Here is an 8,054-nt window from a genome sequence, read left to right as displayed (position 1 = left end):
GAGCTTATTGCGGAATTTCAGCAGCTAAATACATTAAGATTTATAGTAAAGCCATGTATTGTCTTGTCGCTTGCTGTATTTTTTTGCATTCGTACTAAATTAAAAGGACGCTTTCATAAGAGGTTGTTTAGCGGGCTTATTTTTGCCTGGCTTGGAGATATCCTGTTACTCTTCGTAGATGCTCGTCCAGAATATTTTATGTATGGGCTGTTTAGTTTTCTGCTTGGGCACCTTTTTTACACCAGGGCCTTCTATCTTGATTTTCGGTCTGCACAGGAATTAGATAAAAAGAATGCAAGAATTGCAATAGGGTTCTGCAGCGTCAGCAGTATTGCCTTTTACTTTTATTTACGTCCTCATCTGGGTACTTTAAAGCTACCTGTGATGATCTATACCTTTGTAATCAGTATGATGCTCATGATGTCTGTTTTTAGAAATCTGCGTGTTAATAAAGAAAGCTTTATACTTGTCTTTGCTGGTGCTATTCTTTTTGTATTATCAGACAGTTTGCTGGCTTATAATAAGTTTGTTTCCTCTTTTAGTCTTGCTGGTGTTTGTATTATGGCTACGTATATGCTTGCGCAATATTTTATTGTTATTGGTGCTGCCGAGAGGAAGCTTCTTTCTCAAGAACTGTAAAGACCAAAGACAATCTTTCTCCATGTTCATCTACTAGCGTTAATGTATGTTTCCCTGCTGCAGGGCTTACCGCCAGTTGATGAAAGCTTTTTGTTGTTGCAAGATATTCATCATCAATATGCCAATATATCTTGATATTTGGATCACGGTGAGTGGCGTTTAACACAACCTTACCACGTGTACCATCAAATTCAATAGGGATATATACCGATGTATTGTTTCTTGGATAGATCATGTCCATTACATAGCTGTTCCCCATATCTCCACAGCCATCTTTAAAAGGGGGTAAAGGTTTATAATCGCTATTTTTGATCTTGTAATAATATTCCATGGAGGGAGGAAGTACAAACCAGGGTTTATGCAACATTTGAGTTGTAGATTCACATCGGTCGGTAACTTGCCAGGAACCTGTCGGATCCAAATGGACGAGCTTATGATAGGGGCAAATACCTGTTTTTTCTCCGGCAGAGGGGACCATTTCTTCTATTTTATCCGTACAGTATTCCCCTGCTTTATAACCACTTTGTTTACACACCCAAATCTTCTTTAACTTACTTTCCGGAGTTTTAAACCACTTACCATTAGGTAGTTGTCTGAATATATCAAAAAGTACCGGAGCGGCAGCGTCAATACCAGTTAAACCTGGACGGCCTTCTCCATCCGCATTACCTACCCATACGCAAACTACGTAACCTGGCGTTAAGCCCACAGCCCAGGCATCCCTGAAACCAAAACTGGTGCCTGTTTTCCAGGCTACCCTTTGAGAGGAGGAAAACTGCTCCCATAAGCCTTCATCGCCGGGGCGCATCAGTTCTTCCATCGCATTAAATGCAGACCATATGGCACCATGATCAAATACTGAATTGATCTGTGCATTCTCTTGGTCGCGTCTGGTATCTCTTTTTGAGCTCACATATACAGGTGCATCATAGTCATTTGGATTATACTTTCCACTAAACTCATTGAAGTGTTTTAAAGTTCTGGCCATACCCATATAGGTTTTGGCCAGGTCCCACATGGTTACTTCACTTCCGCCTAAAATAAGTGACAGTCCGTAATAATCGGCAGGTTTATTCAACGTGGAGAAGCCGAGTTGTTTAAGTTTATCGTAAAACCGCTGGTACTTATAGGTTTGGAGCATTTTTACTGCTGGGATATTTAAGGAGCGGCTTAGAGCCCGGTCGGCAGGGATTGCACCATCATAACCCAGGTCATAGTTTTGTGGCGAATAACCTCCGATTTGTGTTGGAATGTCTGGAATCAGGGTATGGGGCATAATAAAACCATCATTTAGCATGCTGGCGTAAAGGAGTGGTTTCAGGGTGCTGCCAGGGCTCCTGGGCGCCTTTATCATATCGACGTGGCTCTCCAGTTCAGTATTGTCTGGTTGGTAGATGTTTCCAACATAGCTTTTTACTGATCCGGTATTTACATCCAGGACCAAAGCTGCAATATTATTGATGTCATTGGCACGATAGCGGTTGTTGTATCTTTTTAGCAGGGCATTTACTTTAAGCTGGAGGCTTTCATCTAGAGTAGATCTGATTCTTGTGCTGCTGATCCCAAGGCTGGCCCTTTCCTGTTTGAAACGGTTCAGCAAATGCTGGGCGTTTTGCGGCAACTGTTGAGGTTTGCCGGGTATTGGTTCAAATTTAGAAAGATTAGCGGTTGCCTGGTCTATGTAATGGAGTGCAGCCAGTTTATCGAGCAGGTCATTTCGTTTTTTGATCAGCTTGGTGGCATTTTTACCGGGGTGGACCAGTGAGGGGCTATTTGGCAATACGGCCAGGGTTGCCATCTCTCCCCAGGAAAGTGAATTCGCACTACGGCCAAAATAGCGCCAGGCTGCTGCTTCAAGACCAACAACATTACTCCCAAAAGGCGCGTTTGCTGCATAAAGTGCTAGAATCTCAGATTTGGAGCAGCGCACTTCCAGGCGGAGTGCCAAAAGCATCTCTATTAGTTTTTGGGTAAGGGTACGGTCTTCTTTTCTATAAAGCCGGATCACCTGCATGGATAAAGTACTTCCGCCACTGACCACACTTTTTGCTTTAAAGTTTTGTCTCATTGCCCTGCCTAAGGCAAGGATGTCTATGCCTGCATGTTTATAAAACCGCTTGTCCTCAAAGGCAATGATGCATTTATTGAATTTGTCGGGCACACTGTCTGCTACTGGAAAACGCCATTGTCCATCACGTGCTATTGCAGCACTGAGCAACTGGCCGTTTGAGGCCTCTATGACAAAAGAAGTAGGGGCAACAAATAGCCTGGAGGGCAACAGGAACCAGAAAACCAGAAAAAGAACCAGGCAAATCAGATCGGAGATCAGAAAGCCTGGTTCATACTTGAATTTTTTAAACATTTTACTTAATTACCTGTACCCATTTACCTTCTTGCGTTGCACTGATGTTGTTGTTGTACATTGCTTCTGCCTGTACCGCAGACAAGTAATACCTGCCTAAATAAGATGCATTCAGCAGAACTTTGTAAGTCACGGTCTCGTTCTCTCTAAGGTTAAAATAAGTAAATACTCTGTCATCTCTAATGTCACGGTAAGTGAATGGAGAAGAAGAGAGGATACTTTCATTGTCATTTATCCTGGTATTGATGATTTCCCATCCAGATGGAAAAATCTGTGTCAGTGCCATTTGCTCATAGTAACCCATTCTGCCTGGGTTTTTAATGACTACTTCTGCATAAAAGTCTAAGCCTTGTTTTAAGGTGGTTGGATCTATTGGTTTGCCATTCAATAATTTATAGGATACACTCATCTCAAGTGCTTCCGGATTATTAGGCAGGAAGTTGTTCTGTCCTGCTGCCGGCTGTCCTTGTAAAATTAACCTAGCGAAGAGCACCCTGTTACCGGCATTGTTGATTTGAATCTGGTTACCCTTAAAGCTTAATGGTGTTGAACTGATGTACTGATCTGTATTTACATTGCCTTTTTTGCCATCCAGAACAAAACTATAATTCAATTTATTGGCAGATGCATTCTGTCCGCAGAATTTGGCGATGGCCAATAAGCCATAGGCTGTGGTTTGAGTACTGTACCAATCATCTCTGCCCAGTTTCGCGGCCAGTGGCTGGAGCAGCTGGGCCGCTTTTCCTTTCTGACCAAGAAGGGTTAGGGTTTCTAAAATCATGGCTTCATCCCTGATGTCAGACCCATAGGTTCCGCCCAGCTGATTGTAAGGCTTCACGGATAGATCTAAGCCTCTAATCAGCTGTGCGGCAGCATCGGCCTGCCCAGCCAGCTTGTATGCTGCTGCGAGCCTCCATTTTGCGCTCACTGATAAATACTGGAAGCCCCTTAGACGGTTCATGGCTGCCATATCTGTTTTCTTAGCTAAAGCGAGCACATACAAACGATAGGCTTGTGATAGATCACCGCCATAGAAATTTGTACTGTTTGGTGACCAGCTGCTTGCTTTGGTTTTCTGATAGCGAAGCAATTCATCCAGTAAACCAACAGGAATGGAATAACCTTTATTTTGTGCCTCTACCAGGAAATGTCCGGCATAATTGCTTCCCCATTCATCTGCGGATGTTGAGCCCGGCCAATAGGCCAAGCCGCCCTCAGCAGTCTGGAAATCTTTCAGTTTTAGAATACCTGCTTTGATATTCTTTTCTGTAGTTGCTTTCTGTTGCGCGCTAAGTTGAGTCAACTGATCTAAAAACAACTGAGGGAATACCGCCGATGTAGTTTGTTCTACACAACCATGCGGATATTGCATCAGATAGCCCAAACGTTTTTTCAAATTGATCGGAGGGATGGAAGATAACTCCAGGGATCCTGAATTTGTACCGGCCATTCCGATTCCACTATAGGTTTGTGTCCAAGTCTTACCTGGTTCTATGGTGGCAGATACTACATTGGTTACAAATGGATTTGGATTCCGAATGTCAATCTCTACATCATATACAGCTTTCTCAGCTCCACTCTGTGCGATGAGTTTGACTTTACCAACACCTGCTACTTCAGGGGCCTTAATCTCAAAGTAAGCCATTTGTTCTCCAGGTTGTTTGTAAGATAGCTGAATGGTTCTGTTGCCTTCTACACCCAGGTTTTGAGTTTGGATTTGCAAGGTTACATTTTTAAGATGATTTTCAGTTGCAAATACGGTGGCTGGCAGGGTGAAGCTTTCACCCGGCCCAATTACCCTTGGTAAGGTTGCGAGGAGCATTAAAGGCTTTTTAACCTGGACGGATTTCTCCTGGAAACCATATGCGCCATCCTGACCTGCAATTACCATGGCCCTAACTGCGCCGATATATTGTGGTAATTTGAATTTATGAGCTTTCGTTTCCCCTTTAGATAGGGCAAAAGGGCCCATGAATTTTACCACTGGTTTGAACCTGTTGGCTTTTGCAGGGTTTAAATTTTTATTGATGCTACCATCACCACCAATACTCAGGATGCGTTCCAGATTACCACCCCAAGCGCCAAGTACGTAATCAAAAAGGTCCCAGGTTTTCACACCAAGCCCTTCTCTTGCGTAGAATACGGCATGAGGATCAGGTGTTTTAAACCGGGTTAGATCAAGTAAGCCTTCATCTACTATTGCAATAGTATAGGTCATAGCCTTACCGTTTTGTTCGGATACAGAGAGGGTATTTTCTGTTTCCGGTTTGATCTTATCGGCCATTTTGATGACTGGTTTTAAAATCGTTTCCGGATCTTCAATCAGGAGAGGGATAGCTCCGTACATCCTTATCGGCAGATCATTTACTGTTTGGGCATGTGGCTGTAATAAGGTAACATTCGCAAATACATTTGGAGACATGTTTTTTTCTGCCTTGAATTTGAACTGCGTTTGTCCGGCCTTTGTATCTGTCCAGTAGGTTTTCAATACCCTGCTGCCATTCTCAATGGAGATCAGCGCTCTGCCACCTTTACCCGAAGGGATAGTCAGAACAACATCTTCACCTACTTTGAATTTTGTTTTATTAGCCGTGAATGACAACATAGATGCTTCAGTAGGGTTATTGGCTTGTTCACGCTGTGCCCAGCCTGGCCAGTCGATATAAACATCTTTACCTGTTACATGTCCGCCGTTTAAATCCCTAACCAAAATAAGGTAACGGCCCCATTCAGGTTCATCCACTCTTAGGTTCCAGCTTCCCCGTCCGTTATTCAGGGTTACGCTTTGTTTTTTGATGAGTTTATTGTACTGGTTTTGTGTAAAATTGGCATAGGAATTTTGGTCATCCTGTTCCCACCACCAGCGCCATTGTACTTTATAGAGTTCCAATTCAACCGTTTTGCTACCAGCCAGTAATTTTCCATCCCGGTTTACATTCACCAAATCTATCTTATGGTCTTTACCGGTCACCAGCATACCGCTCAGTTTTTCTCCTTCAGGCGTTTTAATGCCATAATAATTGTTGTATACATGATATGGGATACTAAAGTTATCGATGCTGAAATTACCACCTGCTTCAAATACTTTTGTCGTAAAATTAGCTTTCAGTACGCCTGGAGCCGTTTTATTCTGATCCAGATTGGTATTCACTACAGCTGTTCCGTTTTCGTTTAAAGTCCCTTCAAAAATGGTCTTGACCTGCGATTCGAACTTTACGGTCGGATTATCGAAGGTATAGGCTTCAAAACCAGCGAAAGTGGTTTTCATGGTATTCAGGTTTACATCAACTTTGGCCTTAAGATTTTTACCTACTGCACCAAAGAGCCAGTTGGCCGAAAGCGTAGCAGAAGATCCATTCTCGGCACTCAAATATTTCCTGGCACCAATGTCAAAATTGATCTTGAGCCGGTTTGGCATTACGGTTTCAATTTTAACTGTTTTACTAAACGTAGAACCTCCGGCTTTGACTTTAACCAGCCAGTTTCCGGTAGGAGCGGTTGTGGCGGTTGCTGTTTTAAAAGTATAAAATCCATTTAAAGAATTACCATTCACAACCTTTCTAATAATTTGTCCCTGAGGGTTATATAATTCAAAGGTGATAGGATAGGCTCCTGGTAGCTTTTTAAGTTTATCTTCCAGGATGAAGGAAAGATATAGTGAATCTCCCGGACGCCAAACACCACGCTCTCCATAGATCAGGCCTTTAATGCCATTTTGTATAACATCCCCACTCACATCGAAACGGCTTAAAGGGAGGGAATTTCCATCGTCTAATTTTAAGTAACCGCGTTCATCGCCATTTTTGGCAATGAGTAAAAATGGCTTTCTTTTCAGCTCAAAGGAGGCCATCCCGTCGCCATCTGTTTTTGCAGTATAAATAACTTGTTTGGCATAATCCATTAATTCCAATGTAACTCCACTTAATGGTTTGGCAGTGAGCAGGTCAGTTGCTATAATAAGCATGCTGTTGTCATTTCCGCGCTTGGCGACCAGACCAATATTAGAGGCGATCAGGTTGCGGCTGGCCCACTTATCAGTAGTGTAATAAGAAGAGGTACAAGGGTTGTCACGGTCGTCCCAGCGATAATGTTGTGGATAATAATTGTTGTATCGGCTCCAGAAAGCATCGTCCTCATCGATCTTTTCTCCGTAATATTCATTGGCATCTCCATCTTCGTCCATGTTTTCTGAATCTGTCTCTGCCTTATCTACGCCTGTGGCACATGCATATACATTATAGGCCTTTCTAAAACCAATGGTTACCCTGTACATTGCACCGGGTTCAGTACGGATCATTTTATCCAGGTCAAGCGTAAAGCGGTTTTTCTTATGGAGGTTTAAGGATTTGTCTTCATCCAGTCTAATGGTTTTTTGTACCACCGGGCGGCCCACACGTCTTAATTCCTGGCCATCTTTATAGTTGTTGGTCTGAAAGAACTGCGGAATATTATTCTCATAGATCTTAATGATGGTTATATCGACCGCTTTCAGGTTAGTTGCCTCAAAGGGAAGTACAAGTTTACCCGAATTTGGAATAATTGTGCCGCTTCCTGAAATGGTTACAGCAGGTGCTTTCTTTTCAAAAAGAACATTACCTGTTTTAGCATCAGCAAGCTTCTTGCCTTTTATATTTTCAATGCCCTGATTCGCTGTCAGTGCATAGTTGCCATCTAATGGATCTGTAGCATAGATTTTAAGCTGACTGCCATCAATGGTGTACCTCAAATCTGCCAGACTGCCCAGGGTAACCAGACCGCTGAGATCCTGAGCTACATTGAGGGGCTCCGAAAACTGGATCAGGGCATAATCTTCCTGATCTTGTATGGCTTTTAAACTTAGCACTTTAAATACCCCTGTGGCGGGTACCAATAGCGTCTCTTCTCCTTGATTTTCTGCGTCAATTACCTTTCCAGACCATTTAAGTAATAATTTTTGTTCTGCGCCTGTTTTCTTTATGCTGTCTATAGTGAAGTGTGAACTGTATTTTGCTGGGTTGTGTTGCCATTTTATATGGAGCTTTTGTCCGAAATCGAGTTCCAGTGCCTTTTCAAT

At 42.8% G+C, this 8,054-nt stretch carries 3 protein-coding genes; 1 reads left to right on the top strand and 2 read right to left on the bottom strand.

The window, feature by feature from the left end; translation table 11 throughout:
* Window positions 1-639: lysoplasmalogenase (locus tag VNZ46_RS27495; protein ID WP_325564588.1), on the top strand; the 639-nt coding region annotated here is incomplete at its 5' end.
* On the opposite strand, the gene pbpC is transcribed toward VNZ46_RS27495, so the two are convergent.
* Together pbpC and VNZ46_RS27485 are read right to left on the bottom strand one after the other, a co-directional pair.
* On the bottom strand, window positions 596-3,001 hold the full coding sequence (pbpC, locus tag VNZ46_RS27490) for a penicillin-binding protein 1C (RefSeq protein ID WP_325564586.1): 2,406 nt from the start codon (window positions 2,999-3,001) through the stop codon (window positions 596-598). The genes VNZ46_RS27495 and pbpC overlap by 44 nt on opposite strands.
* A gap of 1 nt (window position 3,002) precedes the next feature.
* Window positions 3,003-8,054, bottom strand: a 5,052-nt coding sequence (locus tag VNZ46_RS27485) for an alpha-2-macroglobulin family protein (protein ID WP_325564584.1), incomplete at its 5' end; no start/stop codon positions are given.

Origin of the sequence: Pedobacter sp. (genome assembly GCF_035566355.1) — a bacterium.
Lineage (GTDB): Bacteria > Bacteroidota > Bacteroidia > Sphingobacteriales > Sphingobacteriaceae > Pedobacter.
Note: the sequence above shows the minus strand (reverse complement) of the source record. Positions and strands in the feature narration are given on the sequence as shown.

Coding starts and splice junctions, on each gene's coding strand:
- pbpC (WP_325564586.1), bottom strand. CDS start 3,001: ATGTTTAAAAAATTCAAGTATGAACCAGGCTTTCTGATCTCCGATCTG.